Source organism: Serratia proteamaculans (assembly GCF_946227095.1).
Classification (GTDB): domain Bacteria; phylum Pseudomonadota; class Gammaproteobacteria; order Enterobacterales; family Enterobacteriaceae; genus Serratia; species Serratia proteamaculans_E.
In genome coordinates this window covers 50,134-76,091 of the sequence record NZ_CAMISV010000019.1, presented here as the reverse complement: position 1 = coordinate 76,091, position 25,958 = coordinate 50,134, and the positions used below count along the sequence as shown (strand labels likewise).

Sequence of the window (25,958 nt, the reverse complement as noted above, 5' to 3'; positions counted from 1 at the left end):
GCTAAACGCCGCCACAGTGCCTGTGAGGATCAACCCCCTGCAGTTTATGAAAGTGCCTGGTTCATGAGGCACGGAACAGTCTAGGAAACTAGGGTCTATTCAAACGGCCAATCCACGGCGTTACCTCTATCACGCCTACCTGTCGTTTATGGAGGCGCGTGGGCATCAAAATACCATGAACCTGACCTCCTTCGGTTTGGCTGTGCCACAAACGCTCAGGGAGCATGAGCTGACGTTGCTTAAACGCAGAACCAATCAGGGCATGCAAACCAACCTGACGTTGAGTGAGGAGTGTGAGGCGGACTGGTTGCCCAAGTGCGATAGCGCATGATGTAGCGTTAAAGATCGGTGAGACCGATCAATCAGCAGTTATTGATCTGCCGAACCCATTGGACGCTTACTGATGAGGCGGCCTATAGTGGCGGTGGAGAAAAGACACAGAGCAACACCAGGGCATCGCGCGAGCCATATTGTGGCTGACATCATAACAATAACAGCAATAATCACTAAACCGGCTCAGGCCGGTTTTTGTCTATTCAATAGCTCCTATCACTCTTTGCCTTTTCGGAAAGCAGTCCGTCTTCGCCACGTAACAGCCTTGCAGTGATGCACAAAGTGACGCCGTAAAGCGTGCCTTGGATTGGCATGCCTTTAGTCGCGTGTTGAAGTGAGCCTCCCCTGAAGGCGGAAGCTACAAATTCAGGCTATTATTTATCCGCAATAAAATAATTATCGGTTCCGCTGATGGGAATATAAGCCCGGATCCATTCGTCACCGTCGACCATCTCCCAACTGTGCCCTTCCCCTTCAGTATCCTCCGCCAACAGTACCGTGCCGGGGGCGATCATAAAGGTAGAACCGTCGCTGACCTTAAATCTTAATGTGCCCTTGAGCGTCACCACATACTGTTTTCTTGGTGCCGGGTGAACCCCTTTTTGCCACTCTTCAATGGTATTACTGAACCAAAAGCTGTGTGCAGGGATTTTCTGTAGCCCCGGAACGCTGCCTTTAATAAAGGCGGCGCGGTTGTCTGGTGTGTTGATTAAACGGTACGCGGGTAACCGACCATTATCATCGCCCTTTTTAACCGACTCCGTATGGCCTGCTAGTGAGAACGTTAACCCTGCGGTGAGTAACAGCAAGAGTTTTGCTTTATTCATCATTAATAACACTTTCCTTGTTAAAAAAATCCGTGACACCCCCACCCCAAAATTTAAAATTGGGATCAGTGTTGATACTTTCTATCTCTTTGTCGGTTAGCGGGATGTAAGCCCTCCGCGCAACATCCAGTTAAGCAATTCGTTATTGCGGGTGAAATTGAGTTTTCTCATCGCCGAGCGTTTATGCGAGTTCACCGTTTTAACCTGTAGCTGCATAGTTTCGGCGGTTTTAACCTGGCTATTACCTCGTTTAAGGTGGCGCAGCACTTCACATTCACGCGCACTAAGCGGGTTGTTGGTACAAGGACCACAGCTGGGCGGCAGTTTGGCTGGCATATAGTGGCGATTGAGCATCGTCTCAGTGATCATAGCCAAAATATCATCCACCGGTTGGTCGCGGTAGATAGTGCCGCTTTTGCGGGTACAGCGCAGCGCCGACGGGCAGATATAGTCACGACTATCCCGGATCACAAATAAAATCGGAGGAGGCTTCTCGGGAGGAAAATAGTGGCAAACCTGATCGATCGAGCCGTAATTGACGGCATGCAACACCAAATCGATTGCACGGTCACAGGGGTATTGCGACACAAACGTGACGGACTGTAGGTGGTTGTTATAGTGATCGTTCAGCATCCTGCAAAGACCACTGCGGTAATATGTATTGTGGTCTATTATAAGAATATTGATCAAATCAGGGATCATAAGTTTCATAACACCATTCTGGTATAATTATGTTTTACACAAGCCACAAAGTGTAATGAGGTGATAGCATGCTATTCAGTCAGCATTACGTAAGTACGCCGTAATGCGCACCATCCGGCACACATATGATTACCGGGAATCTAATCAGGCTTTATATGTAATTTATTTCGACAATCAAAATCACCGCTACAGACATTGCAATACCACAAATAGGTTCTTGACAATCATAGATACAATTCACAATATCCAAAATAAAATGGCATGTGTTACACCCAATAATTTGTCACGGCACATCCAGTACTAGCACGCCCGAGCCGGTTTGAACACCGACACTCGTAGTATTACCAGAGAGTACGGCACGAATAGTTATATTCGTCACGCCTTTAGAAAATTGGATTTTAGATCCTAAAGGATTATTGTTGGCAGAAATACCGGCCACCAACCCGCTATTTCCAACCTTTATTACTGACTTGGGAGAGTTGCGGAGAGTCAGCGTCCCGGTGGTTTTAGCGGTGCAGTTGATTGGAAAAGGTAGGGACATATCAGATTGTGCGGGGCCTGGAGGTAGCGCTCCAAAATCAAAGGTGAGCGGCGGACCCATCGAGCAAGTTACGGGTTTAGGGCCAGGTTTGACATCGGTGTCGGAAACCATCTGAGAACCAGCAGTTATGGACCAGCCGCCTGATAGAGGACCCCCAATACCCCCATTTGGAAGTGTCTGTGTCACAATCATGGGTAGACCGGATGCCAAACGATTCCGAAACGCTGTTTGAAGTCGTGGTTGGGTGCAGTTTCCCCCCCCTTCCAATTCAGGAAATACATCTCGGTGTGCGTCCAGGCGAACATAGTACGGTTCGCGTTGTATGATCACGACTTTACACATACGTGGATCTATAGGTGCAGAAGGACCAGGACGAAATGATGCGCCGAGGGTCCCGTAGGCGGTGCAGGTAGCATAGAGGACTTGTCCTTCCGGGCATACGAGGGTCACGGCAGACCACGCAGTAAGGGGGAAGTTGAGTGAGAGAACGAGAGGTATAAACATGTGCTTGATCTGAAACATAGATGGTTACTCGTTTTTTTCGGTCTGAGATAATTGAACAAACGGTGGACGGCATCGGAACTTCAGCTGAGTTCTTTCAACACCCCCTCCGCCCATAATGTCCACCGTGCCTCATACGCCCGCACTCGCGCCTCGGTCTCCGTCAATGACAGCCGCTGCCGACGAGCTTGCTCGTAAAGCCGCACACGTTGCGCACGGTGGTTTTCTAATGCCCGGGGCGCGATGGTGGCCCCCGCGGTGCTGAACTGCACACCCAGCCAGTCAAATTCCTGTTCAATCCGGCCCAACTGGGTTTTATCTGGATGGGTCTCAAACCCGCCCTGGTTAAAAAATGCATGTAATCCTTTAACGCAGCGACGCAGTTGCCGGCGCGTGCGGGTGAACACCAAAAAATCATCCATGTAGCGTGCATAAAAGGTGCCCTCCTGTGCGCTAAAGTAACGGTCGACGTGGTGCAGTAAACTGCCGCCGATTAACGGGCTGAGTGCACAACCCCGACAAATTCCGTGTTCTGGCGTATAAAACTCCCCGCCCTCTTCCACGCTGTAATGCACATACTGCGCAATCACATCCTGCAGCACCGGGTTGGCGATATACCCCCGTACCTGGCGCATCACCTGCGCTTTGAGGATATGCCGGTAATAACCGCGAATATCCGTACGGTAAACAAAAGCATACTCGCCGGAGCCTAAGGCCTGACGCACTTCTACTACCGACTGGCGGCTGCCGCCATGCCCACGTAAATGCGCACAGCGTTTATGGGTCGGCAGCAGCCGTTCGGCCTGTAACGCCACCCACTTCAGTACCAGTGCATCTTGCGCGCACCACTGCACCCAACTGCGTTCTGCGTAATGGTGCACCTGCATCGCCGACAAGCGGTATTGGCCGCTCACCACCAGGGCATACAGTGCCGGCTCCAGCCGTGGCCGGTGATAACGCAGATGCCAGATATCCGCATTGGCCGGCGCATGTCGTCGGCGTTGATATAACCAACGCCAGGCCGCCTGCCAATCCGCATCCGCCCTATTCATACTCCAGGCCAAAGGTGGCGATGGCGTTAAACGGGCCGCGCTCAATGGTCTGGTCGGCGATCGCCTTTGGCTCACCTTTTACATAGGCCCGAATGGTCAGGGTATTGGCCCCGCTCACCAGTTTGTAACCCGGCCCCTGCTTGTTCAGCAGCAACGGTGTGCCGTCCTCGGTTTCCATCCCAATACCAATGCCGTTGGCCTGGCTGCCCGCCTCCAGTGCCAACAGCCCCGGCAAATTCAGGTTCTCTTTGCCGCTGAAGGTCACCTTCACCGTTTTGCCCAGGCTCAGGTCGCACTCTGTCAGGCGAATGTCGAACGGCTGGCTGTTAGTACGGGTGTTCAGGTACAGGTACTTATCGATCACCGTGCCGAAATCCAGCAGGATTTTTTCATCCCCCGGCGGAATGATGCAGGGTTCCGCCACCAACGCACCGTGGAAACGCATATTGTCTGCCGCCAGTGCGGGTTGACTCAGTATTAACATCAGGCCTATCAGTGAGTTATACATGGCCGCTTGTGCCTTCATTGGTACACCGCCTGCAGGGTCGCCGTGGCGACAAACTTGCCTTCTTCCAGCGTCGCCCCCGGCCGCTGCACCGGCACCGCTTCAAGTTTTGGCGGGCTGGCCGGGTTGACCGGTATCGGCAGGTTCAGCTCAAACGGCTTGCCGTTTTGTATCAGCCGGATACCCAGATCGGTGACGTCGGTACGTACCGCCGCCTTGTCATAGGCCGCCTGAGTGCCGATCACCGCCAGCGTCATGTTCCATTTGCTGGCGCTCGGTTCACAGGTGATGCGGTAACTGACCGGCTGCAGGTAGTTCACCCCGTTCACCTTCTTGATGCCGACCCGCTCGCCAAAGTCGACGTCAATATCCTCGCCGTTATTGATGCTGCACGCAGGCGGCTCAATCAGCGTGCCACGGAAGGTCATATCGTCCGCCGCAGCCACAGCAGCACTGAAACACACCCCAGTCAGCAACAGCATTCGGGTCATCGCGGAATATCGCGTCATGCTCGCGCTCCTGTTAGCGGTAGTCGATCTTCATGGTGGCCGTGGCATTAAAGGGACCGCCAGTTAGCGCCCCCATCCGATTTTTTGCCGGCACAGCTTCCAACACCGGAACCGTCGGGTAGGTAAAGTTAAACCAGCGGTTAACCCCCTGCACAGTGCCGTCCTTGAACAGCGCAATGGCAAAGTTGGTTTTGTTGCCGCTCAGCCACTGATTTTCGAACCCCGCAGCCGTCCCCTCGATCTGCATACGCAGCGCATTGGTGGCATTACCGGTACAGCTCAGGGTGTAGGGCACCGGCATTTTTTTATAGCTGGTGCCGTTCACTTGCGAGGTCATCACGTCGTTGCCAAAGTTAACCTCGATCGGCTGACCATTGTTGATGACACAGGGCGGTGGCTCAATCAGGGTGCCGTAAAAACGCATGTTGTCTGCCTGCGCGCTGCCACTCAGTAGCATGCCGGTGGCCCACAGGGCCAGAAGAGTACGATGTTGCATCAGGTTGTCTCCCTTCACTGGTATTCGACCTTCATGGTCGCCCCGGCGGAAAATGGCCCGCCTTTCAACGTTGCCCCACTACGCTTGGCCGGTACCGCTTCCAGCTGGGGTGGCGATGACGCGTTAAAATTCAGCCAACTGTTAATCGGGTAGCGCCTGTCGTTATTGAGCAACGCAATGCCAAAATCGGTCTGATTGGTCCTCAACATAGCGTTGTCAAACCCGGCCCCGGTGCCCTCTATCAGCATTTTCACCGCGTTCGACGGGCCACCACTGCAGTTTATCGAATAGGTCACCGGCATCTTTTTGTAGGCCGAGCCGTCTACCCGGGTGGTCAACACATCATTACCGAAGTTCACTTCGATCAGATTGTTGTTGTTGATCACGCACGGCGGCGCCGCCACAATGGTTACCTTAACGGTGACGTTGGCCGTTTCAGCCGCCTGTGCGACAGGAAATACAACCAACAGCGCCAGACTCAACGCACTAACCAGGTACCGCGTATCAAAAATGCTGTTCATAGCGGCCCCTCAGTCATAGTTAAGCCGGAAATCCAGGTGGGCCGAAAAAGCCCCGGCCTCTAACGGCGCACGCGTACGTTCTGCCACCAGTTGGTAGTTCAGCGCATCTTGCCCCGGGGTCAGTAACAGGGGTGCCCCACGGCTGCCGAGGCGGATGTCCCGCCCCTGGCTGTCGGTCATACGCAACCCCAGCCCACCCGCACCCCGTACCTGCACCAGTTCAGAGCTGTTGGCATCCGCCGGAGCGGCAAAGCTCACCGACACCGCTGGTTGGTGCGTACTCCACAGCACGCTGCCGGTGCGTTCATCGCGGTTGTTCGCCGGGCTGCGCAGGCAGTCTTTCAGTTGCAGGCGCACCGCCACCGGCGTGCCACGGTCACCCACTTTCAGCAGCCGCCCGGTGCCGGTCACACCCAACTGCACCGTCTGGTGAGCCGAGGCCATCTCCAGCCTGCAGGCGCTTTCGGTCAGGGCGCCGCGCACCCGCAGTACGCCGTTGGCACCATCCACATGGGCATTGTCCGCCGCCTGTGCCATGGATGCCGGTAACAGCACCAGCACCGCACCCACGGTCAAGGGCACCATCATCACCAATGCCGCGATCACCAGCGCGTACTGCCGATCGTGACGGTGGTAAGGTGACCGCGTTCCTCGCCGAAATATCCTTTGCATGCTGCTCTCCTGGCCGTTTAGCTCGCGGGCGTTACCCGTTATTTTTTATCCGCATTCACCTGACAAGACGCACCGCTGCAGCGGAAGGTCAATTGCGGGCGGCCACCGTAGTCATTCACATAGGTCAGTACCGGCGTGGCACCGAGCGCTGCGGCACTGACACTCAGGGTGTCGCTGCTCTTGGGGGCGACCATCAGCGGTTCAAAGCCTGGCGCACTGGCACCGTCTTTTTTGCTGCTGGCGTCAACCAGAGTCACGTAGTACGGGGTCGGGTTGCTCACCTGGTACTTGTCGCCCTGTTTACTCAGGGTGATCTGCTCCTGCCACGGCACCGCCGCTTCGCTGTTTGTCACCGCAATGGCCTTCGGGCGGTAGAACAGTTTGATGCGGGTCTGCAGCGCCAGTTGCAGGGTGTTCGGCTTGTCGCTCTTCGGTGGAATTTCCCGCAGGTTGAAATAGAACAGCGACTCGCGGTCCTGTGGCAGCCCGGCAGCCGCTGGCAGCCCTTGTACCTTGACCTGACTTTTGGCCCCCGGCTCCACCCGCTGCACCGGTGGCAGCACCGTCAACGGGCTGGCGATCTTGTTGCCCTGCGCGTCTTCAATCCAGCCTTGCGCCAGGTACGGCAGCTGTTTGTTCTCATTGCTGATGTTCAGGCTCACCGACTTGCTGTCGCCGTTGAAAATTACCCGGGTGCGGTCCAGTGCAATCGCGGCCTGAGCCTGCTGTGCCGCCAGTGCGCTCAGAAGTAGCGCACTGATTACTGTGGTTTTGTTCATCAAAATCATGGTCTGTTACTCGCTTAAAAAGTGAATTCGGGTTAAAGCGTCTGTGCTTCCGCTACCTGAGCTATCAGCATGCAAGGCAACAGTAAATCGGTAGTGCCGCTGTTCGGGATCTGCGGTGGCAGCGTCAGTTGGCACTGCGGTTTACCGCTCCAGTGCACCGTCATCTGTTCACCCGGGTTAATGCCGCTCAGGTAAACGCTGCCTGCGTCGTTAACCATCCCAACCTCCTGCTTTTTAGTGTTCAATACCGTGGCACCGAACGGCGGCGTGGAGCCGTCAGCCAGGCGAATCACCGCCATGGCTTTTTCACCGGCGATGACCGCAAATTGACGGTAGCCAATCGCGCCCTCGGTCAGGGTGGCCTGCACCACCGACTGGGTGGCCTCGGCGTTTTCCGGCAGGGTATTCAGGTCAATGCTTACCTGGTTGCGGTAATAGCTGCTGACGTCTGCCACCACCGCCTTGCCAAAGCGGTTGGACAGGTTGCTTCCCCCGTATCCGCGGATCGGGATACCCGGCACGCCATCGGTATCCACCAACATGCGGGTGCCGCCGATCATGCTGCTGCGGTGAAGCGCTGCGCCTTCCATCGTGGCAGTAGCCCCGCCCTGTACCGACACGCCCAGCGACGAATAACGTCCGTCCTGATAGCTGGCGTTGGCGTTAACCTGAGCAATATCCCCCTGGTGGCTGTAATAACCGTTGGCGGTCCCCCCACTGCGCGCCCAACCGCTGCTGATCTGGTAACTGTCGCCGTTCTCCAGCCGATCGTAGTACCCGACCTCATGGCTGTTGTCGTTGCGGTTAACGCTGCCGCTGTAGCTGACTGAACCACTGTTGCCCCAGGGCACCGACAGCGACAGATACATGCCGTCGTCATTGGTGTTGTTGTACTTGTTACGGTACGCGGTTGCCGACAGGCTCAGGTTACGGAACCGGCCAAAATCAAAGTTGCGCGACAGCGTCAGGGTGTACCTGTCGTTAGCCGGGCGGTCCCAATAGGTCTGGTGGCTGTAGTCGAGATAGGCACTCAACCCCAGGTCACGGAACTGCTGGTTAAAGGTAATGTTGTACCGCTCCTTGCTGCTGCCCGAGCGCGCACCGTAGTTACGTGCATCCAGGTATTCACTCATCGACAGGAAGTCCTGCTCCGAGAAGCGGTAACCGGCGAAGGTCACCTGGCTGTCGGTCTCGTCAAAACGCTTGGAATACTGCAGCCTGTACGAGCCGCCGGTCAGCGTCTGGCCCTCATACGGCAATTGCGCGCGCGACTCGGTCACATCAAACGACAGAGCACCAAACATCAGCAGGTCACGCCCTACGCCCAGTGCCAACGCGTTGTAATCACCGCCCGCCACACCGCCACCAAACAATGACCAGCCGTTACTCACGCCCCAGGAAAACTCCCCGGTGGCGAACAGCGGGCCGTTAACGCGGTGCTGCCAGTCCGAAGGTCGGCCGCTGGCCACCTTGTAACGCACCTGGCCCGGTCGGGTCAGGTAGGGAATGCTGGCCGTGTCCATCTTGAACTCCTGCACGCTGCCATCCAGCTCTTCCACCCGCACGTCCAACTGGCCGCTGACCGCGTCGTTGATGTCCTGAATACGGAACGGCCCGGCCGCGACCTGGGTCTCGTACACCACCCGCCCCTGCTGGCTGATCACCACTTTGGCGTTGGTACGTGCCACCCCGGTCACTTCCGGTGCATAACCGCGCAGATTTGGCGGCAACATGCTGTCGTCGCTGATCAAACTGGCACCGGCGAAGCGGAAACTGTCAAAAATATTGGAGTACAGGGAGTTCTCGCCGACGGTCATCTTGGCACCGAGGCTCGGGATCGCCCGGTAGGCGTAATAGCGGCTCCAGTCCCATTTATTCTGCGAGGACTGATCCGACCCGGTTTGATGATCAACCCGGGCTTGCCAATCTGCGCGCAGGCGCCAGGCCCCCATGTTGGCCCCCACAGTGCCGTTACCGCTGAGGTTATAATCTTGCGTGCCCTGTTTTTGCTGGCGCTGCGTTTGAGCATTGAGATAATAATCCACCAACAACCCGGGAATGCCTTCATCCCAGCGTGACGGCGGATCCCAGTTCTCCGCACTGTATTCCAGGTAAGCCTGCGGCAGACTGACGTACAGAGTGGCGGTGCCCAGCTCTGCCCGCGCCTCCATGCCATCCAGGCTGGTACTGACCAGGCACTGCCCCTGGTGCCACCAGGTCAGTTTGTCTTGCAGCGCGGGCTTGATCGCGAACTGTTCGACCATTGCTGGTGTAATACAGGCTTCACTGCCTTTTGGATCATTGTCCGGCACATAAAAAGTGATCGGCTGTTCCGGCAGCTCTTGCTTATTGATGCGCACTTTCATGCTGTAATCGCCCGGCATGATATAGCCGCCACGAGAGAACTGGTCCAGATCGATATTGTTGCGATCTTTGACGTCCAGCACATCGGTATTAAATTGAATGTCATCCGCATAGGCGTAATAACAACCTCCACCCAAAATAATGGAAACCAATATCCCCAGCAACCGCGGGCGGGACGGAAATGCAATCAAAGACGGGTTATCCATAATCCTCAGGCCTTTATTTATCACGCAGTAATTCGCTGTCAATACACATTAAAATTCGCCACACCAATGATCCGGCATGGAAAAATAAATACGCAAAAACACGGGTGGCAGAGCCACAAATAACCTCAGTAATAATCCATTTTAAAGCGCAAGGTGGAATAATATTCCCCGGCCTTTAAGACTTGATTATTCCCCACCAGACGCATCGAATAGTTCAGCGTTTTATCGCCGGGGATAATTTCGCCGGCGGGCAGAGCCTGCCCTGGGTTGGCGATATTGCCGCCGGCATCGGTAATTTGCAGCGCCACGCCATTCGCTTCGCCTTCAACACCGAACCCGCCGGTGTCAGCGCGACCGTCAAAGGTCACCTGAAAGCGCTGCCAGTCCGGCAGCCTTGGATCGATGCGGCCCAAAACACAGTTAACCAACCGAATGCTGAACGGGCGACTGACACCCTGGCCGTCACGCGCTATCTGGCTGACCGGCGCGGTATCCATATCAATCGTCTGGTCGCGGCTTTGGGTATCAATGGCGCACGCCGTTTCAATGATAGATCCTTGCATGTTGACACGCCCCCATCCTGCCGGGGTTGCCGACCAAGCCAGGCTGCCAGACACCATGAACAACAGGGAAGAAACCACCACACACTGCACTTTCGGCAACATTAGCCCACTCCATCAGCGGCAAACTTCGTGAGAAATGCATGCGGGAACCCCGCATGCATTGAGCGGAACAATCTGGAGCTTATGGGTAGTTGAGGGTGAAGTTGCTTACGCTCTTAAAGTCACCTGCTACAATTACGTTTTTAGCTTCTGGCTCAGTCCCATTTGGGTTGCCTTGCAGATAAGCTGTGAACAACAGAGTGTTATTGCCATTTGTAAGAGCCTGCGCAGTCGTTGCTGTACCCAGTTCAATCACATTACTGTTGCCATCAGTCATCATAATGCTGGCCCCCTTGGCGGTACCGGTCATACCCAAACTGCCTTTAATGCCACCTGCTGGCCCGTTGAAGGTGGTGGTCACAGTTTTACCTGTCTCTACGGAGCAGTTCACCAGTTTAATGTCGAAGTTCTGAGGCTTGGATCTACCGCCATCAGTCAAAGCCACGTTAGATACCGCGCCCAGGTCGACAGTCTGGTCAATAGAGGCTGGATCGATAGAACAAGGCGCATCAATAATAGAACCGGTGAAAGTAACGGTACCGTGTCCTTGATCCTTGATATCAGCAGCCTGTGCCACAGACACAGCGCCAAATGCCAGTACCGCTGCCATCATGATTTTATTCAATTTCATTTATTAATATCCTATTAAAACTAATTAGTTAGTAAGTCACCGCATTCAGATTAAGGATAAGAAGGATTTTGTAATTAAATAAACCTCAACTTATCCCATCACCAGTACTCACACTCCCTGGTAACGAAACAAATGGTAACCATAACTAACAGTTGCGACAATTTAATCCACAAAATCAATAAAAAACAGATTTTAAAACTAATTATATGGATTTAATTAGCGCTTGCGTCCATAATGATTAAAAAACAACCAACCAATTAATTAATTATTGTCATTGAAAAATAAATATAAAAATACAAAAAAAAACAAATTTGACCAAACTAGGATTTATCTTGTAGATTCATTCCCAACCAAGCCAGCCATCTTGGTTACGACAACACCAAAAAACCATTGAATTAATAAGAAAATAAAAATGAAATACCTGATAAACCTGTCCATTATTTTTGATGCTAATAAAAAGTGTCTCTCGTTTTATGACGATGAGAAAATATTTATAGACCTGACTAACCCAGCCGCACGGCTACTTATTGAATTAATAAAAAACAACGGGACAGAGATAAGCCGGGACAATCTGCTCACCCGGGTCTGGACCGACTACGGCTTTGCCGACTCCAATGCCAGTTTGAATAACTGTATCAGTGAGCTGCGCAAAGCTTTTAGCTCCTTGGGTATGGCCAAGAAAATCATCCTGACCATTCCCAAAGTGGGCTTTATGATGAATGCCGAGGTTCAGGCGATCGACGGCTTTGCACAATTTGCAGAGGAGGACATCCCAACGCTGGCCAAAAGCGCCGAAGAGGCATTACTGCCAAGCGAGGCTGACAGCGTAACGGAAGAAAAGCCGACGGCGAATGGGCCCGCTGTCGATAAGGTCGAGAGCGATAACCATTTCGTTAATGCGGTCATTGAAGAAAAAGCAGCACCCGAGCTTCCCCTCGCACCACCTCAGCAATGCCATGCGCAACAAAAGGATAATAATCCTCCCCAGCCCAAAAACAGCAAAAAGCAAAATGCCAGGGCACTGATTCTTTTGCTCGCATCCGCTATTGGCACGGCTGCAGTATCAACATTTGTATTCTATCCAAAGCCTGCGGCAGTTTTCCTCTATCAAGAAAATCAATGTGTCGTTTCCACTTTGGGCGACGCCGAGCGTTCTGCCGGACTGATGCAAAGGGTTAAAGCGCAGATTGCCGAACAGAATGTCGATTGTAAAACCGTAAGGCGAGATATTTCCTATGTCGAGCAGAAATATAAAAGCAAGTTAAACAACATTACCTTACTTTCCGTTTGCGATGTTATCGACAACGATCACTATAGCCACTGTCAAAATTTCAAGAAGATAGAGTGATAAAAATGAAAAAAAAATTTGTTTTGGCCTTACTCGCGCTCTCTCTCAGTTTCTTTCTTCCCTGGCTTATGTTCAGCCATAGCGGGGGAAACACCCCACCTTTTACATGCGAAACCAATTTTTCCCAGTCAAGTTTCTGGCAAAATAACAAGGCCATGCCGATTGTCATCAACGCTACCCAGGTTATCTCACTTGTCGATAACGAACATGGTTTTTTCATCGTCAGGGGAACAGTAGAAACAAACGGAAATATCTATGCGCTCTCTCGCCAAGTTAACTTTGACAGTTCATCCATGATATTAAACGGGATGAAAAAAATCACTTTCACCAAAGAATTAACCCGTGTAACAGACAATACACCGGATGAAATTTGGCAAAATTACTTTATGCCACAAAAACTCGGGGTAGACTTCCACGTCAACATGGTAATGCTTAATGACAATACGATGTTTATTAAATCATTCACGAGCCCTTACCTGATTTGTGTTATTAAAAACTAAACTGCACCGTCGCGGCCTTGGGTCGCGACGGGCTCTCCTCTTTCGCAACTCCCCCTGCTTAACATCTCCGAATAACCAACAGCGGCTGCGAGATAATCTATTAATCATTGGCGTGGCACGCACATTAGTGACGATACAAAAAAATAAACCTAAGCTCCAACGCGCATCAAATAAGAGCAAAAAAACTAATAATCAAAAAAAATTGAAATAAAAAACCATAAAACATTATTTAATAAGATTATTTTGCCAACACACTGTCATGAGCAATACCATTACCCACATGATAAACCCGCCTGCGAGCTGCGTTACACCCAGTGATGATGGACTTATGGAAAGTAGCAACCGAGTAAAAACAGAATCACCTTGCCAAGGAACGATGGGGAGTATCGCAATGACGCCAACGCTGACTATTTTACTGTCCGATCAAAACCGGTACTTCACAGAAGGTCTGCGTCAGAGCCTGTTTGGCTACTTTCACGGCCTGGGCATTAAGGTGAACATCACAGAAAACCTGCTGTACAAGTACACTGCTGATGTGATCTTTTTATCCGCCGTAACCCACGAAAACACCATACCGCTCGAAATTTATCAGCGTTTTTTCTCACCGCGACAGTGCGTATTTATCATCGAGGAAAGTAACCAACAAATGGTGCTCGGCGATATCGAAAAAGGGGAAAGAATCAGGACCATCAGCCGTAAATTGCCGGCCCGTAACATCCTTGCTTTGCTGGAGGCGATGTTAACCTCTATTGATGAGGTGACTGCACCACTACCGGAGCCTGTAGTTGGAGATTTAACTAATAACACCCTGTCTGCCAGGGAATACGAAGTGATGCGTTATTTGTCCCTGGGGATTAACCCAGGCGCGGTTGGCCGTCACCTTAAAATCAGTGAGAAAACCGTCAGTGCGCATAAACGTACGGTGATGCGAAAACTCAATCTAATAAAAAATATTGAATTGAATTATTGGCTGCTCAACGGCGGGCTTAATTTTGTTCGGGTATACCGACAACCGACAGCCTATCGACCGATATAGTTGGTTGGCTAATCGGCGGTGATGGTTTGTACATAACAACAAAGAGCAAGGGAAGCGAATAAAAATGAAGATCAGTGCGCTCAATAAATCCACCGTTTTAGGCTGCGCAGCGCTGGCAGTCATAGTGCTGTTGAACGGTTGCCAGAATCAAAAGAAAAACACGACAAAACCGGCGGCCAAAGTGCAAGCGGTCGATCCACGTGCTGAAATGGAAGCGCAGCGCTTGCAGCAATGCCAGAGGGATCTGGAAGCATTGAGCAGCCTAAAAACGGAAAGCTATACGCAAAGTAAGCAGGCTTTTGATCGCCTGATGAGCGGCGCGGCTCAATACGCCAATCTGCGAACGCGCGTCAATACGGAAACTCAGGATACGGTCGATGCCTTATACCGCTATCGCGTCAATTTACTCTGTGCGCAAATCAACCAAGCGGTGCTGTCCAGCCTGGCCGAACGCGGCGAGGCGCTGAGATGAACGCCCACTCTTTATTGACCGGTCTGCGCTACTCGGCATTCGCCTACTGCATTGTCGGCAGCTACGCCCTGTTGCCTTCTTTTGCGCTGGCTGGCGTGCCCGCCCTGTTGCAGTTTGCCGAACAGTATCAGGGCAACAATAGCCAGGTTGCAGAAGAAAAAGCCCCAACGGTGGAAAAAGGTAAAGGAACTAAAAAAACGCCGGTAAAAAAAAATGCCGCGCAACAGAAAGCACCGGCTAATACCTTGCGTTGGCAAACCAAAGAAGCCGAGTTGCAGCGCGAGCGCATCGCCAATCTCCAGTTGAAACAACAACTGCTGTCTTTGCAAAAAAAAATGGATGACAAAAGTGCAGCCGCTCCACCAACAGTAAAAGTGCTCGTGCCAGACCTCAATGAACTAGGCCGATTGGCGCAAGGCCTGCGGCAGGCGCTGGCGATAACGCCGACAGAACAGCAGGCGGTGGCCAACCTTGCACATGCGCAGCAAGATTTGGACACCATTACCGCCCGTGAGCAAAAAACACGGTTAGACAATAAGGCACTCAAAACGCAAGTCACCACCTTACAGGCACAGTTGGTGGCCACTACTGCGCAGGCTGAAAAAAATGCCGCGGCCACCGCCGATGCGCTGAACACGCGCTTGCAAGCAATCACCGATGACAAAACGGTGTTACAGGCCAACCTCGCCAAATCGATCGAGGATCATCGCGTGCTCAGCCTAAGTAACGAAAATTTGAAAGAGCAGTTGATTGCAATTAATGGCAAAAATGACAGCCAACGCCAACAACAAGATAAATTGCAAAACCAGCATCTGGCGGTACAAACCTCACTGGAAAGCAAAGTCGCGGAACTGGCTGGTTTACGCGCAGAGATAAACCAGTTACAGGAGCGAACGCCCCCCGCGGTTACCCCCGAGATCCTCGCAGATCAGCAATCACGGCAGAATTATGCCGCTGGGGTATCTTTAGGCGAAGAAATTTTGCAAATGCAGAATGAACGACAAAAATGGGGTGTGAGTACTGACAAGCAAATCATGCTGACCGGCATTATCGACACCTTTGTCGGGCATAAAAAAATGACCGATGACGAGCTTAACCTTGCGCTGGAAGCATCAGAAAAGCAGGTGACATCGGCCCGCGATAAAGTGATGTCCGAACAGGCCAAAAAAGGCGACAGTTACCTGGCACGCTTTCGTCAGGACAAGAATGTCCGGCAAACGGCCTCCGGTGCCTGGTATAGAGTCGATTATTTCGGGGATAGCGCCGTCAGCCCAGGCGCGACGTTGGACGTAGTGATTAAGGAAACCTTGACCGACGGCACGGTGATCCAGGACATGGAGAGCAGCGGAGCCGTGCTCTCGCAGCCGATAAACCAGTTTCCACCGTTGTTTAGTGAGGCGCTTGGCCAATTGAAGAACCACGGTTCCTTAACGCTGGTTGTTCCCCCTGAACTGGCTTACGGTGCCAAGGGCTACCCGCCAAGCGTGCCGCCCAACGCTACAATGGTTTATACCTTACGCATTGCGGAAATATATCCTGCAACAGCGGGAAAAAATGCCAGCACCGGCACTATCAAAAAGCCTGCTACCCGTTAGCGGAAGATATTAAACTTTATTCCGCCCTTTATCCTGGCGGCATTAAGGTGGCGCTAGTTTTTTTAATTACTTAATGAGCATTGAAAACTTATCGCCATCATATCATCTCGATTTTACAATCTAGCTATAGGGTATGGCCATTGTTTATTATAGCTATTGTCACTTCAACCCCTCATCAAACAAGAGGAATCTTAAAATGGCATTGAGGGGTTTAAAATTAATGAAATCTCGTATACCATCTGATTAGTTGTCATAGAGAGATCAAGTAATTCTTGTATAGGGAAAAGGACTGTTCGTTCTAATAAAACTCAATAAAAGGATTTTTTATGGGTTTACTCGATTATGTTTTCGCTTTACTGATGCTTTTTGCCATTATCTTCCTGCCTCTATTTTTTAAACAATGCCCTCATCCTGATAAAAACGAAGAGTTACCTTCCTCTTTCGTTGATGTGCGCCAAGATAGCTCACAGACTAACTGCAATAATAACAGGTTATTTCAAAACAAAAACGTAGCCTGGCTTGATGATGCCAGCACCATCAAAGTCGCGGTCAACCTGCACGTCACCTATGCCAGTGAACATGGGATTGTCATTGAAACTGATATCAACACCAGCGCATACCACCCCAAAAACGGGTTAATTTACGGCTATTGTCATTATTACGCCACAGAGTCGACGCTTTACACTTACAAAATTAACAGGGCTATTGATATCGAAAGCAATGAAGATGTCACAGACCGCTTGCGCAGTTTCCTTCGTAAAAATAGGGTACGATCTTCTGACATCATTAATCAATAGTAGCAGGAACTCTGTCTTCATCTGGGGTTTATGATTGGAATGTTGAATGGGCAGGTTACTATGTTCAGAATTAATTTCACCAACTTTACCTCTCGTTTTTTCACCAAGAGACACGTCTTATTTAGCGCTATATTTCTCAGCCTATTTTTTTGGAGTATTGTTATATCCATTATTATATTAATAGTTGTGTGAAACTATTTTTAAATTCGATTAATATCATCAACGTAAATTTTATCTACTTCGTCTTCCACCGTGAAATAGATATTGATATCCCGTCGCTCAACGGTGCCCTTGTGCTTTGCTATTTCGCACAGCAGGATCTCGAGCGTGGCGGCCTGTCTTCAATGAGCACGTAATAGTTATGCCCGGCATAACTACGGCGAGGCTGGAAGATAGTGCTGCCATCGACAAGAATGTCCCATTTAATCAATGGGTGCACACTAGTGCACAGTCGAGTGATGAGTGAACTTGCGTTAATAATTTGATATTAAAGGAATAAATCACAATGTGAACAGTGTGCATAGTTTTTACATAAATCTTTTTTTTCAGAACAATTTGGGAAACGGGCAGAGGCTTGTTCATAATGTGGACGCTGCCGGAACTAAAAACAGTCGGCAATGGTGATGAACCTGCTTCGCTAACTACTTCACGGCACGATTTGAGCAATTCGTTGTGCCCGGGTAAGCATCCGCCACATTCCGTGCTTCAAACCTGACATTCAGCTCATCAAACGAGCATGGGCAAAGCCGTTAACTGCTGATGCCGGATTCTAAAATCAACCTCTAAATTGGTGTCACTTTCCTGCATTGGTATACGTTTAGGTATATCCTACAAGTCTGAACTCAATTTTTATCAATGATTACAACAAACTAATAAATTTATTCAGATTCCCCCAGCCCAAATAGGTCACCGGTGATACCAGATAGATCCGGTGACAATAACGAAAAAGCCCGCAATTCACGTTGCGGGCTTTTTTGTGTCTGTAAACAGCTAACGGCTAGTGATCCAAATAGAGATAGTGCATCCAGCTGGTCATCCGCAGCAGGACTTTGCGCATAATGGAAAGATGCTCAAAGTGCTCGGTATATACCGCGGCCTGTGCAGTTACCCCGTCGGGCAGTTTGTCGAGATCCGCAGTAGGGTCCAGATCGATCATCACATAAACCCCTTCCTGCTGGGCGCCGGCATTTAATCCCTGCAATACGCCACTGGCCTGATAGCTGCCGTCGGGCACCACGGGCAGCACCCGCGTTACCGAACCGCCATAGATTTTGCCCGGCAAGCCGTTAAATACCACCTCGGCCTTATCACCCTGGGTTAAACGCAGGATCGAGTTTTGACGGAATACCGCCACCACCTGCCGTTTTTGCTGCGGAATAAAAATCATCACCGGCTTGAACGGCAGGCGCACCGCCGTGGTGCCCGGTCTGGCCAGCACTTGAGTGACATAACCGTCGCTCGGCGCACGAACGGTGGTTTGCTCCAGGTTATAAGTCGCTTCGGCAATCTGTGATTTCAGGCCGGCAATATGAGCATCTTCGCCGTTATAGCGACCCGAAAGTTGTTCCTTTGCCTGCTGATGCTGTGCCCTGGCAGCCTGCAACGCGGCAGATTGTGCCTGGAACTGTTGCTGCGCATGGCTGATGTCTTGCTCGGAAAAAGGATTGACCGCCATGGTCGCGCCTTTGGCATAGCGCTGATAATCCTTGCGGGCCCGTTCATACTCGGCATTTACCCGCTGAACATTCGCGGCAGATTCATTTAATGTAGCCTGGCGCGCCCGCACATCCGCTTCTGCACCGGCAAGTTCCGCCTGCAGCTTGCTTAAGCGAGCGCGGTAACGGGTATCGTCAAGGCGAAACAACAGGTCCCCTTTGTGCAACAGCACATTGGTTTTATCCGTAACCTCAACAATCACGCCCGAGACTTGCGGGACGATCGGCACTGAAATGGCGATCTTCTGCGCCCGGTAGGTATAAGGATGGTTGTAGTTCATGCCCAGGATTAAGGCGCCAACAATAAAAATACCGCCGAGCACCGCCGTCGGTACCGTCCATTTATTGACCGGGATACGGAACAGTTTGAATACGCCGTAACTCAGCGCGACGTAGCTGAGGATAATTAAGAGATCCATACTGTTTGCTTAACCTTTATTGGACGACAAGCTTTGTTCGGTAACCTGCAGCTGCATACGCTGCAACTCACTTTCGAGCTGATTAATTCGTGCCTGCAGCACTTCAGGTTGCTCAGGCTTGTCGGCCATCCCCCAACCCCGTTCCGGTCGATATAATGTCGCCCAAATCCACAGCAGTGGCCAAATGGCATGCAGAGTAAACAGACTGACCCAGCCCGCCACATGAATGGCATCCTGATGAGGATGCTGCCGTTTCTTGGCCAGCAGATAAGGAATATCGTGGATAATGATCACACCGTAAAATAAAATTAAAAATACGGCGATCAATACCCCTAAAGCGAAGTAATCTAGAAACATGCAGTATCCTGGTTGGTAAGGCTAAATTATTTAGCGATATTTATGTGGTTTTATATTCTTTAATATCTTTGGCGATGGTATCGATGGCATTTTTAACGTCAGTCACTTTTAACTGTGACTTTTCATTATTCAGATTCTCTCCGGAGGCTTTCCTCACCACTTTGATCACCGGCTGGTTGGTTGAGGCATCGATAAACTCCCCTTCCATATAAACGGCGCTTTCCATGGTGCGGTGGCCGGTGACGCTTTGCGTTGCAGCCACCAACAGCGTGATCGGCAACACTTCATACACCTGCAAACCCCTCTTCTGCGTATCGATAGCAGTGATAGCACCACGGAAAATCAACGTGTTTTCACACGGCACATCCTCCAGGATGAAATGAGAGGCCATCGCTTGCTTGAACTGGCGATTGGTGTAGCTCAAAATATTATCCAGCGCCTGCTGGCTCACCATCTCACTGGGCTTTGGTCTTGGGAAATAGATCATTGGCTGGTAAACCAAATATTTATACTTCGAGAAATCAACATTAGTGTCTTTCCAATATAATACGTCCTTACCAGAAGCAGATTGGCTCTTGGTAATATCATTATAATTAGGCAAAAACGTCGAATATTTCTCTTTTTCAGTGACCGACGATGAGCAGGCAGTCAGCGTTAACGTCAATGGCAAAATGATCGCGCAGGTTATTTTCATTATAATCTTCCATGTCAACTTTAATGCATAGCAAATAATTGACCAAAAGAATACCCGCCGGTCAGTGATAAGTCATATGACAATACCGGCAAAAATGTATATCATTTTTGATATACAAACTCAGTTTGGTACGCACTGTGAAATCAAAAGACTTCAGGATTGATGAACTCAGGATCGTTCGCACCGTTGCAGAAACCGCCAGCGTCAGCAAAGCAGCGCAGTTGTTGGATATGCCGCAGTCCAATGTGTCACGCACCCTGACAGCGCTTGAGCGACGGCTTGGCCTGGAGATCTTTTTACGCAGCCCGCGAACGCTGTCTTTGACCGAGTTCGGCGAGCAATTTTTACGCCGTGCCGCTCAGCTTTTGGATGAGCATAACGACCTGCTCGATATGTCCGGCACCTATAAAAAAAGCCTGAACGGCATGGTGACCCTGGGTGCGCCGATCGGTATTCACTCCTTCCTGACCCGTTATCTGCTGCCGCCCCTGCTGCGTGGATCCCCCGAACTGATCGTCGATTTAGTCACCCGCAACCCGGATGAACGCGAGAAAAAATACGGTGCGGTTTTTGATAGCGACTGCGACCTGCTGATTAGCCTCTTCCAGCCGCAGAATGAAAGCCTGATAGCCCGGCCGTTGACCCGTTTCCGCGTTGGCTTATTCGCATCGCCGGATTATATTGCCCGCTCACCGCTTATCGAGCCGACTGAGCTGGTGCAACATCGTTGTATTACCCTGCGAGTGTTGGGCGGCAGCCGCAATACCTGGAGCTTTTACAACTCGCAGGGCCAGTTGGTCGATGTGGCGGTCAACGGCTCCAGTATCTGTGACAATATCCTGCCGGCGATCGAGCTGGCCAAACAAGGGCTGGGCATTGTCTATGCCCCCTATTACTCGGTGGCTTCCGCACTGGAGTCAGGTTCACTGCTGCCTTGCATTGAGCGCGAGCGCTGCATCGATATGCAGGCTTACCTCATTTACCGTCAACGTGGCGTGCTCCCCCACCGGGTACAGGTGATGATGGACAGCATCATGAACACCATCAAAATACATGAGTACCGCTTGATCTAGCCCCACCGCCGGTCAGCCGTTCTCCTGCGCCTGTTTGATAAAATCGATAAATGCCCGCAACGGTGCGGGTATGAATCGTCGGTCGGAATAATAGAGATAGGGCCCTGAAAACTGCGGCCACCAGGCTTCGAGCACCGGCTCCAACTCGCCCCAGGTCAAATAGGGTCTTAACCAGTCTTCAAATAAATAGATAATCCCCACGCCAGCCACGGCAGCCTCTATGGCCAGATCGGTAGCGCCCCCCGCCTGCACCGTCAGCGGGCCATCCGGGTGAATAACCCGTTTATCCCCCTGTCTTTCAAACTCCCAGGGATAGGTTTTACCACTGGGAAAACGCCCCTGCAGGCAAGCATGGGTGAACAAATCCTGCGGATGTTCAGGCCGCCCACAGCGATCTAGGTAGTCCGGCGCGGCCGCAGCGGCAAAGCGCTGTATTCTCGGGCCGATAGGCACCGCGATCATGTCCTTTTCCAGCCGTTCTTCATAACGGATACCGGCGTCGCAGCCCGCGGCCAGCACATCGACAAAGCTTTCGTCCGTTTGCACCTCCAGCTTGATCTCCGGATAGGCAGCGAGAAATGCCGGGATCAGCGCCGGCAACACCAGCCGCGCCACGCTGGTCGGCACATTCAGCTTCAACGAACCGGCGGGCTTATCGCGAAAACCATTGACCACATCGAGCGCCCCCTGTACTTCAGCCAGTGCCGGCCCCAGCCTTTCCAGCAGGCCATAACCGGCGGCGGTGGCCGTGACGCTGCGTGTGGTGCGGTTAAACAGCCTGACACCGAGCTGTTTCTCCAGGCGACGCACCGCATCGCTAACGCCGGAGGCGCTGCGCCCCAGGGTTCTGGCACCTTCACGGAATCCCCCCGTACGCGCCACGGCGAGAAAGGCATGCAAATCATCTAAATCAGTGTTCATTGTCCGTTTCCCCGTACAACCCGTCCACTGCCCCGCTACTTATCATCGTCAGCGGCAACGCTTATTATAAATAGACGCGGTAGCCCCGCTTACCCTCTAGGAGACTGGTTATGTTCAATCGCGATCAACACAACACCTTCAACCTCGGCGATCGAAACGTCAAGCGACTTGGCTACGGTGCCATGCAACTGGCCGGCCCTGGCGTGTTTGGGCCACCGAAGGATACTGATGCGGCGCTGGCGGTACTGCGCGAAGCGGTAGCCTCTGGCGTTAACCATATCGACACCAGTGACTTCTACGGCCCGCACGTCACTAACCAACTGATTAAAGCCGCGCTGGCGCCTTACCCGGACGACCTGACTCTGGTTACCAAAATCGGTGCGCGACGGGGAACCGATGCCTCATGGTTACCGGCATTTTCTGCCGAAGAGTTGACCAGTGCAGTGCATGACAACCTGCGCAATCTTGGTCTTGAGACGCTGGATGTGGTTAACCTGAGGATTATGTTCAGTGCCCATGGTCCGGCAGAAGGCTCTATCGAAGCCCCTTTAACCGCATTAGCCGAGTTACAGCAACAGGGTCTGGTGAGGCACATTGGCCTGAGTAATGTCACCCCGACGCAAGTCGCTCAGGCGCGCAGTATTTGCCGTATTGTCTGCGTACAAAATCACTACAACCTGATCAACCGCAGCGATGACGCCCTGATTGACAGCCTGGCGCGTGAAGGTATTGCCTACGTGCCATTTTTCCCACTCGGCGGCTTTAGTCCAATCCAGTCGTCGGCCTTATCCGACATCGCTCAACGCCTCGGGGCCACACCGTTACAAACTGCCCTGGCCTGGTTGTATCACCGCTCCCCCAATATTTTACTGATACCGGGGACTTCCTCCGTGGCTCACCTGCGGGAAAATCTCGCGGTCCCTGACTTGCCCTGGACAGAAGATATTGTCCAAGCGCTGGACGCTATTGTCTGACAGCAAGCTGACCGCCCGATCATGCCTACCTTATTTAACATGGAAATCAGCGGGATGTGCGGATAACATGACGACGCTGCCTAAATATACGGCAGCGGTTTAACTCAAACAGGAGTCGTTATGACGCAAAATATTTATGACAATCAGGTCTTCTTCGACGGCTATGCACAACTCAGCCGCTCGGTGAATGGGCTGGATGGCGCGCCGGAGTGGCCGACCATCCGCAGCATCCTGCCGGATTTACATGGCAAACAGGTGGTCGATTTGGGCTGTGGCTATGGCTGGTTCTGTCGCAGCGCGCGTGAACAGGGCGCTGCCAGGGTTCTCGGTCTGGATCTGTCAGAGAAAATGCTCAACAAAGCCCGCACGCTGACACAAGACGCCGGTATCGAATATCACCAGCAGGATCTGGAACAGCTTCAACTGCCGACGGCCACTTTTGATCTGGCCTACAGTTCGCTGACGCTGCACTACATCGAAGATCTGGCGCGGCTGTTCGCCACGGTTTATCAGGCGCTGGTGCCGGGTGGGCAGTTTATCTTTACCGCCGAACATCCGATCTATACCGCGCCAAAACACCAAGGCTGGCTGGTAGACGCAAACGGGCAAAAATCCTGGCCGGTCAATGGTTATCAGCAGGAAGGTCAACGGATTTCAAACTGGCTGGCGGAAGGAGTGATCAAGCAGCACCGTATGCTCGGCAGCTACCTGAATCTGCTGGTGCAGCAAGGGTTCGTCGTCACCTATCTGAATGAATGGGGCCCTTCGGCGCAACAAATCGCAGAAAATCCGGCGCTCGACGAAGAACAAGAACGCCCGATGATCTTTATTCTCGCCGCCCATAAACCCGCGTAGTTATTCCTCGTCACAGTAAATTCTTAATACATCCAATATTGGGGAGGTTACCTCCCCCCAAAGTATCCTGTTACCCAACCTTCAGGCACGGATATCCTGATATTCCGGCGTGGTGTCGAATTCGTGTTTGGCGAACGGACACAGTGGGATAATCTTGCGATTTTCCGCCCGCATTTTTGCCACCACCAGCGCCACCAGCTTTTTGCCGACGCCCTGACCTTTCAACACCTCATCCACCCAGGTGTGATCGATAATGGTTAATTTGTCCCCACTCGGCACAAAGGATATCTCGGCGATCATTTTTCCCTGCTGATCGTTTATATAGAAACGTTTCTCGTCTGACAGAATTTTAAGATCCATACATTTATCCCATTTTAAAAATACATAAATTTATACCCTATAGCTTTCAAGCTGGCCGCTCTAGCGCGTCCATGCGCTCGCGGCATTTGTACATCCCTGTACAGCACAGCCAGGTGCCCAACTCGCTCATCCCCAGGCGCTTACTTGAGTAAGTAACTGGGGTGAGCGACAAATCTGTCGGGAACAGATTTGAACGCTGCTTGCAGCGGCCCTGAAAGGGCAAGGACCATGGATGGGCCTTGTAAGCAGGTAACAACGCTGCAGCTTGAAAGATGACGGGTCTAGAACAAACCTGATATTAGTCTACTATTTAATCAGTACTACAACATAATTGTGACAGTGGCTGAGGAGTTCAAAATGGGTGACGGCTCAAAAGACGGCGTAATTCTGCTATCCCGAATATTGTTGATGATCTTGTTTATCATTTTTGGCTGGATGAAGTTGACCAACTTTGGTGCCAGCGTGACCTCAATGGAGGGTTATGGTACGCCAATGCCCTATTTAGCGGCGATCATTGCCGTGGTGGTGGAATTCTTTTTTGGTATCGCACTTATTCTCGGGTTATTTACCCGCCCTATCGCGGTTATTTTTGCCGTTTATGTTCTCGGCACCGCCTTTATCGGTCACCCATTCTGGAAAATGACCGGTATGGAAATGATGGGCAATGAAATAAACTTCTTTAAAAATATCAGCATTATCGGCGGGCTGCTGCTGTTGGCGGTCACCGGTGCCGGGCGTTATTCTCTGGATTATAAATTCTTTAATAAATAGTTCACTTCAGCCAGCAGCCGGTGGCAACGCCACCGGCTGCTCTTTCGGCACGCCTCGGTCATCAATAGACGACTAAAACACAGTATCCGCTTAAATCTTAACACCGTCATTCAGGCCAATATCGCATCCCGCTGTTGTTCCGGTGCGGCGGCGATAAACGCCGGCAGCGTGCTGCAAGCCTGATAGACCCGCGCACAGCGTGGGTAGGCAGTCAGATCACAGCCCATACGCAATGCATTGGCCCACTGCGGGATCAGACAGCAATCCGCCAACGTCGGCGCATTGCCAATGCAAAAATCTCCGGAGTCCCCCCGTACCAACAGTGCTTCCACCGCCATCATCCCCTCAGTCACCCAATGGGCGTACCAGGCCTGTTTCTGTACCGCAGAAATACCCAATTCGTCACTCAAATAGCGCAATACCCGCATATTGTTTATCGGGTGGATATCACAGGCGATAGCATAAGCAATCTCCAATGCTCTGGCGCGATTCACCTCATCCTGCGGCAGTAGTGGCACCTGCGGATAACGGCGATCGAGATAATCGATAATCGCCAGAGACTGTCCCACCGCCTGCCCCCGATCGTTAACCAGTGCCGGTACCAGACCGATAGGGTTCATCGCCAAATAACCTGCAGTCGACTGTTCTCCGGCGCGAATGTTGACGCCTTCGCTCTGGTAATCCACTCCTTTCAGCGCCAGCGCAATACGTACCCGATAAGATGCAGAGCTATTAAAAAAGCTGTAAAGCCTCATCTGTTA

Annotated in this window: 28 protein-coding genes and 1 pseudogene; 11 read left to right on the top strand and 18 right to left on the bottom strand. The window is 51.8% G+C overall.

What is annotated here, in order from left to right:
• Positions 1-94: 94 nt before the first annotated feature.
• Positions 95-331, top strand: a pseudogene (locus OC597_RS25190) (winged helix-turn-helix domain-containing protein); the annotation flags it as partial.
• Between the two features lie 376 nt (positions 332-707).
• Here the strand turns inward: OC597_RS25190 and OC597_RS25185 are convergent.
• The 12 genes from OC597_RS25185 to OC597_RS25130 form a co-directional block, all read right to left on the bottom strand.
• Positions 708-1,160: a cupin domain-containing protein gene (locus tag OC597_RS25185; RefSeq protein WP_262211060.1), complete on the bottom strand. Its 453-nt coding sequence runs from the start codon at positions 1,158-1,160 to the stop codon at positions 708-710.
• Positions 1,161-1,256: 96 nt separating this feature from the next.
• Positions 1,257-1,871, bottom strand: a complete 615-nt coding sequence (locus OC597_RS25180; RefSeq protein WP_262211056.1) for a helix-turn-helix transcriptional regulator — start codon at positions 1,869-1,871, stop codon at positions 1,257-1,259.
• 1,116 nt (positions 1,872-2,987) lie between these two features.
• On the bottom strand, positions 2,988-3,956 hold the full coding sequence (locus tag OC597_RS25175) for a reverse transcriptase domain-containing protein (protein ID WP_262211054.1): 969 nt from the start codon (positions 3,954-3,956) through the stop codon (positions 2,988-2,990).
• On the bottom strand, positions 3,949-4,482 hold the full coding sequence (locus tag OC597_RS25170) for a fimbrial protein (protein ID WP_262211052.1): 534 nt from the start codon (positions 4,480-4,482) through the stop codon (positions 3,949-3,951). The genes OC597_RS25175 and OC597_RS25170 overlap by 8 nt, the downstream gene beginning before the upstream one ends.
• On the bottom strand, positions 4,479-4,970 hold the full coding sequence (locus OC597_RS25165) for a fimbrial protein (protein WP_112350010.1): 492 nt from the start codon (positions 4,968-4,970) through the stop codon (positions 4,479-4,481). The genes OC597_RS25170 and OC597_RS25165 overlap by 4 nt, the downstream gene beginning before the upstream one ends.
• Positions 4,971-4,983: 13 nt before the next feature.
• Complete coding sequence (locus OC597_RS25160; protein ID WP_262211050.1) at positions 4,984-5,466, bottom strand: fimbrial protein; 483 nt, start codon at positions 5,464-5,466, stop codon at positions 4,984-4,986.
• Positions 5,467-5,480: 14 nt separating this feature from the next.
• The gene (locus OC597_RS25155) at positions 5,481-5,987 is read right to left on the bottom strand and encodes a fimbrial protein (RefSeq protein ID WP_112350009.1); all 507 of its coding nucleotides are present in this window, start codon (positions 5,985-5,987) and stop codon (positions 5,481-5,483) included.
• A gap of 9 nt (positions 5,988-5,996) precedes the next feature.
• Positions 5,997-6,659, bottom strand: a complete 663-nt coding sequence (locus tag OC597_RS25150) for a fimbrial protein (RefSeq protein WP_262211047.1) — start codon at positions 6,657-6,659, stop codon at positions 5,997-5,999.
• A gap of 38 nt (positions 6,660-6,697) precedes the next feature.
• Positions 6,698-7,447: a fimbria/pilus periplasmic chaperone gene (locus OC597_RS25145; protein WP_262211045.1), complete on the bottom strand. Its 750-nt coding sequence runs from the start codon at positions 7,445-7,447 to the stop codon at positions 6,698-6,700.
• 32 nt (positions 7,448-7,479) lie between these two features.
• Positions 7,480-10,017 (bottom strand): outer membrane usher protein, encoded by a 2,538-nt coding sequence (locus tag OC597_RS25140; protein ID WP_262211043.1) that lies wholly within the window; start codon positions 10,015-10,017, stop codon positions 7,480-7,482.
• 125 nt (positions 10,018-10,142) lie between these two features.
• Positions 10,143-10,637 (bottom strand): fimbrial protein, encoded by a 495-nt coding sequence (locus OC597_RS25135; RefSeq protein ID WP_242507618.1) that lies wholly within the window; start codon positions 10,635-10,637, stop codon positions 10,143-10,145.
• 124 nt (positions 10,638-10,761) lie between these two features.
• On the bottom strand, positions 10,762-11,310 hold the full coding sequence (locus tag OC597_RS25130; protein ID WP_115183979.1) for a fimbrial protein: 549 nt from the start codon (positions 11,308-11,310) through the stop codon (positions 10,762-10,764).
• A gap of 412 nt (positions 11,311-11,722) precedes the next feature.
• Here OC597_RS25130 and OC597_RS25125 point away from each other — a divergent pair, with 412 nt between their 5' ends.
• The 6 genes from OC597_RS25125 (at position 11,723) to OC597_RS25100 (ending at position 17,058) form a co-directional block, all read left to right on the top strand.
• Positions 11,723-12,658 carry a transcriptional regulator gene (locus OC597_RS25125; protein ID WP_262211042.1) on the top strand — a complete coding sequence of 312 codons (936 nt, stop codon included), beginning with the start codon at positions 11,723-11,725 and terminating at the stop codon, positions 12,656-12,658.
• Between the two features lie 5 nt (positions 12,659-12,663).
• Positions 12,664-13,158, top strand: a complete 495-nt coding sequence (locus tag OC597_RS25120; protein ID WP_262211039.1) for a FidL-like protein — start codon at positions 12,664-12,666, stop codon at positions 13,156-13,158.
• Between the two features lie 391 nt (positions 13,159-13,549).
• Positions 13,550-14,194, top strand: coding sequence for a response regulator transcription factor (locus tag OC597_RS25115; RefSeq protein ID WP_262211038.1), 645 nt, complete (start codon positions 13,550-13,552; stop codon positions 14,192-14,194).
• 64 nt (positions 14,195-14,258) lie between these two features.
• Entirely contained in the window at positions 14,259-14,666 is a 408-nt protein-coding gene (locus OC597_RS25110) for a YuaE family lipoprotein (protein WP_262211036.1), read from the top strand.
• Positions 14,667-14,836: 170 nt separating this feature from the next.
• Complete coding sequence (locus OC597_RS25105) at positions 14,837-16,261, top strand: FKBP-type peptidyl-prolyl cis-trans isomerase N-terminal domain-containing protein (RefSeq protein ID WP_262211034.1); 1,425 nt, start codon at positions 14,837-14,839, stop codon at positions 16,259-16,261.
• 326 nt (positions 16,262-16,587) lie between these two features.
• Positions 16,588-17,058, top strand: coding sequence for a hypothetical protein (locus tag OC597_RS25100; RefSeq protein ID WP_262211032.1), 471 nt, complete (start codon positions 16,588-16,590; stop codon positions 17,056-17,058).
• 997 nt (positions 17,059-18,055) lie between these two features.
• Here the strand turns inward: OC597_RS25100 and OC597_RS25095 are convergent.
• From OC597_RS25095 to OC597_RS25085, 3 genes are read right to left on the bottom strand one after another with little or no spacing between them, the layout of a single operon-like run.
• Positions 18,056-19,192: an HlyD family secretion protein gene (locus OC597_RS25095; protein ID WP_262211030.1), complete on the bottom strand. Its 1,137-nt coding sequence runs from the start codon at positions 19,190-19,192 to the stop codon at positions 18,056-18,058.
• A 9-nt stretch (positions 19,193-19,201) separates the two neighbouring features.
• On the bottom strand, positions 19,202-19,549 hold the full coding sequence (locus OC597_RS25090; RefSeq protein WP_262211029.1) for a DUF3302 domain-containing protein: 348 nt from the start codon (positions 19,547-19,549) through the stop codon (positions 19,202-19,204).
• A gap of 40 nt (positions 19,550-19,589) precedes the next feature.
• Positions 19,590-20,243: a DUF3313 domain-containing protein gene (locus OC597_RS25085; protein ID WP_262211027.1), complete on the bottom strand. Its 654-nt coding sequence runs from the start codon at positions 20,241-20,243 to the stop codon at positions 19,590-19,592.
• 137 nt (positions 20,244-20,380) lie between these two features.
• On the opposite strand from OC597_RS25085, the gene OC597_RS25080 reads away from it, so the two are divergent.
• Positions 20,381-21,316 carry a LysR family transcriptional regulator gene (locus tag OC597_RS25080; RefSeq protein WP_262211025.1) on the top strand — a complete coding sequence of 312 codons (936 nt, stop codon included), beginning with the start codon at positions 20,381-20,383 and terminating at the stop codon, positions 21,314-21,316.
• Between the two features lie 12 nt (positions 21,317-21,328).
• Here OC597_RS25080 and OC597_RS25075 read toward each other — a convergent pair whose 3' ends face one another.
• Entirely contained in the window at positions 21,329-22,237 is a 909-nt protein-coding gene (locus OC597_RS25075; RefSeq protein ID WP_262211023.1) for a LysR family transcriptional regulator, read from the bottom strand.
• A 110-nt stretch (positions 22,238-22,347) separates the two neighbouring features.
• Between OC597_RS25075 and OC597_RS25070 the strand changes: the two genes are divergently transcribed.
• Both OC597_RS25070 and OC597_RS25065 read left to right on the top strand, forming a co-directional pair.
• Positions 22,348-23,211 carry an aldo/keto reductase family oxidoreductase gene (locus OC597_RS25070; protein WP_262211021.1) on the top strand — a complete coding sequence of 288 codons (864 nt, stop codon included), beginning with the start codon at positions 22,348-22,350 and terminating at the stop codon, positions 23,209-23,211.
• 120 nt (positions 23,212-23,331) lie between these two features.
• Positions 23,332-24,066, top strand: a complete 735-nt coding sequence (locus OC597_RS25065; protein WP_262211019.1) for a class I SAM-dependent methyltransferase — start codon at positions 23,332-23,334, stop codon at positions 24,064-24,066.
• An 81-nt stretch (positions 24,067-24,147) separates the two neighbouring features.
• On the opposite strand, the gene OC597_RS25060 is transcribed toward OC597_RS25065, so the two are convergent.
• Positions 24,148-24,426: a GNAT family N-acetyltransferase gene (locus OC597_RS25060; protein ID WP_261258872.1), complete on the bottom strand. Its 279-nt coding sequence runs from the start codon at positions 24,424-24,426 to the stop codon at positions 24,148-24,150.
• A 357-nt stretch (positions 24,427-24,783) separates the two neighbouring features.
• Between OC597_RS25060 and OC597_RS25055 the strand changes: the two genes are divergently transcribed.
• Positions 24,784-25,197: a DoxX family protein gene (locus tag OC597_RS25055; protein WP_261258870.1), complete on the top strand. Its 414-nt coding sequence runs from the start codon at positions 24,784-24,786 to the stop codon at positions 25,195-25,197.
• A gap of 110 nt (positions 25,198-25,307) precedes the next feature.
• Here the strand turns inward: OC597_RS25055 and maiA are convergent, their stop codons facing one another.
• Positions 25,308-25,952, bottom strand: a complete 645-nt coding sequence (maiA, locus tag OC597_RS25050) for a maleylacetoacetate isomerase (RefSeq protein ID WP_262211016.1) — start codon at positions 25,950-25,952, stop codon at positions 25,308-25,310.
• Positions 25,953-25,958 lie beyond the last annotated feature (6 nt).

Bases quoted from the DNA above. Each gene is read 5' to 3' on its own strand.
- OC597_RS25100 (WP_262211032.1), top strand. From the start codon at position 16,588: ATGGGTTTACTCGATTATGTTTTCGCTTTACTGATGCTTTTTGCCATT.
- OC597_RS25175 (WP_262211054.1), bottom strand. From the start codon at position 3,956: ATGAATAGGGCGGATGCGGATTGGCAGGCGGCCTGGCGTTGGTTATAT.
- OC597_RS25135 (WP_242507618.1), bottom strand. From the start codon at position 10,637: ATGGTGTCTGGCAGCCTGGCTTGGTCGGCAACCCCGGCAGGATGGGGG.
- OC597_RS25110 (WP_262211036.1), top strand. From the start codon at position 14,259: ATGAAGATCAGTGCGCTCAATAAATCCACCGTTTTAGGCTGCGCAGCG.
- OC597_RS25130 (WP_115183979.1), bottom strand. From the start codon at position 11,310: ATGAAATTGAATAAAATCATGATGGCAGCGGTACTGGCATTTGGCGCT.
- OC597_RS25065 (WP_262211019.1), top strand. From the start codon at position 23,332: ATGACGCAAAATATTTATGACAATCAGGTCTTCTTCGACGGCTATGCA.
- OC597_RS25055 (WP_261258870.1), top strand. From the start codon at position 24,784: ATGGGTGACGGCTCAAAAGACGGCGTAATTCTGCTATCCCGAATATTG.
- OC597_RS25070 (WP_262211021.1), top strand. From the start codon at position 22,348: ATGTTCAATCGCGATCAACACAACACCTTCAACCTCGGCGATCGAAAC.
- OC597_RS25165 (WP_112350010.1), bottom strand. From the start codon at position 4,970: ATGACGCGATATTCCGCGATGACCCGAATGCTGTTGCTGACTGGGGTG.
- OC597_RS25125 (WP_262211042.1), top strand. From the start codon at position 11,723: ATGAAATACCTGATAAACCTGTCCATTATTTTTGATGCTAATAAAAAG.
- OC597_RS25180 (WP_262211056.1), bottom strand. From the start codon at position 1,871: ATGAAACTTATGATCCCTGATTTGATCAATATTCTTATAATAGACCAC.
- maiA (WP_262211016.1), bottom strand. From the start codon at position 25,952: ATGAGGCTTTACAGCTTTTTTAATAGCTCTGCATCTTATCGGGTACGT.
- OC597_RS25095 (WP_262211030.1), bottom strand. From the start codon at position 19,192: ATGGATCTCTTAATTATCCTCAGCTACGTCGCGCTGAGTTACGGCGTA.
- OC597_RS25085 (WP_262211027.1), bottom strand. From the start codon at position 20,243: ATGAAAATAACCTGCGCGATCATTTTGCCATTGACGTTAACGCTGACT.
- OC597_RS25150 (WP_262211047.1), bottom strand. From the start codon at position 6,659: ATGCAAAGGATATTTCGGCGAGGAACGCGGTCACCTTACCACCGTCAC.
- OC597_RS25075 (WP_262211023.1), bottom strand. From the start codon at position 22,237: ATGAACACTGATTTAGATGATTTGCATGCCTTTCTCGCCGTGGCGCGT.
- OC597_RS25185 (WP_262211060.1), bottom strand. From the start codon at position 1,160: ATGAATAAAGCAAAACTCTTGCTGTTACTCACCGCAGGGTTAACGTTC.
- OC597_RS25115 (WP_262211038.1), top strand. From the start codon at position 13,550: ATGACGCCAACGCTGACTATTTTACTGTCCGATCAAAACCGGTACTTC.
- OC597_RS25170 (WP_262211052.1), bottom strand. From the start codon at position 4,482: ATGAAGGCACAAGCGGCCATGTATAACTCACTGATAGGCCTGATGTTA.
- OC597_RS25090 (WP_262211029.1), bottom strand. From the start codon at position 19,549: ATGTTTCTAGATTACTTCGCTTTAGGGGTATTGATCGCCGTATTTTTA.
- OC597_RS25060 (WP_261258872.1), bottom strand. From the start codon at position 24,426: ATGGATCTTAAAATTCTGTCAGACGAGAAACGTTTCTATATAAACGAT.
- OC597_RS25155 (WP_112350009.1), bottom strand. From the start codon at position 5,987: ATGAACAGCATTTTTGATACGCGGTACCTGGTTAGTGCGTTGAGTCTG.
- OC597_RS25145 (WP_262211045.1), bottom strand. From the start codon at position 7,447: ATGATTTTGATGAACAAAACCACAGTAATCAGTGCGCTACTTCTGAGC.
- OC597_RS25140 (WP_262211043.1), bottom strand. From the start codon at position 10,017: ATGGATAACCCGTCTTTGATTGCATTTCCGTCCCGCCCGCGGTTGCTG.
- OC597_RS25160 (WP_262211050.1), bottom strand. From the start codon at position 5,466: ATGCAACATCGTACTCTTCTGGCCCTGTGGGCCACCGGCATGCTACTG.
- OC597_RS25120 (WP_262211039.1), top strand. From the start codon at position 12,664: ATGAAAAAAAAATTTGTTTTGGCCTTACTCGCGCTCTCTCTCAGTTTC.